The organism is Viscerimonas tarda (assembly GCF_054601255.1).
In genome coordinates this window covers 1-1,054 of the sequence record NZ_BAAHWV010000139.1, presented here as the reverse complement: position 1 = coordinate 1,054, position 1,054 = coordinate 1, and the positions used below count along the sequence as shown (strand labels likewise).

At 48.3% G+C, this 1,054-nt stretch carries 1 pseudogene; it reads left to right on the top strand.

Going from position 1 to position 1,054, the window contains the following annotated elements:
* Window positions 1-105 precede the first annotated feature (105 nt).
* A pseudogene (locus ACYPWY_RS16350) lies at window positions 106-1,054 on the top strand (hypothetical protein); the annotation flags it as partial.

The following is a 1,054-nucleotide window of genomic DNA, read 5'->3' as shown; positions in this document are numbered from 1 at the left end:
TATGACGCCCACACTGATGGGAACCATGCCCGCGGTCAATGCGCCCAATTTCGCCCCGCTGATGTCCAAAATTCAGAAATTCCTTTCACAAACAGCCTTTACCAAATGAGCGTTATCCTGCACCCTGTAATCGGAGAATTAGACCCGACCAGTTTATGTTACAGCATTTATAATCAACTGTATCATAACTTCTTCAATGCACAGGACAAAAAGGATGAGGCGCACCCGTGGGGCGTTGAGGAAGGCGATGAAACTTCCGTCCGCCTGAAAAATACCGCTTACGGCTTTGCCGAAGCCATTGCAGGAGGCGTGGCGGGTAACGGCGAAATAGGCGAAGGAGGCATTTTGCTGGACTATCTGAAAAAAAACGGCGGGGATATGACAGGTAAACTGACCGCCAATTACGGCTTTGAAGCGGGGATCCATAATACAAGAATACTGGAAGCCTACCGGGAAAATGAAATTTTCGGGATACGGATAACCGGAAATCTGGAAGTTGGAGGCGACAGTCTTTATATCGGCGGGAAAAGGATTTTGTCCCATAACCCTGTGGAAAATACAACCATTATCGACAGTCTTTATGTGGATTTTGGAAATTCTTCCCTGCACTCGGCAGGCGAACTGCTTTTCGGTCAGGATAGGGAAAGCGGTGTCTTTCTTTCCCCTGAAACGGTTTTGATAAAGGGAAAAGCCGTTTACCATGCCGGAAACGCCAACCTTGCCTCCGTGGACTGGAGAATGAAAAACGCTCATGTAGCAGGAAGCATGGAAGTGGCGGGAACATCCGTATTCTCAGGATTGCTAAGCGCCTGTTACGGCGCAGAACTGGGAGCGGACGGCAATGCCTATTTGACAATGACTGCCGGTAATATTCATGCCTCGCGTTTCTTGTCCTTTGCTGCCGGTTACGGTATCAAAATCGAAAATATTCCGGTATTGGTTCGGATAAACGAAAAGGATATACAATTGGGAGCCGCCGGAGGCGATTTGCATCTGGGCAGTGGGACAACAAATAAAATTTGCTTGCAGGCAAATGTATTGGATACGAACGGCG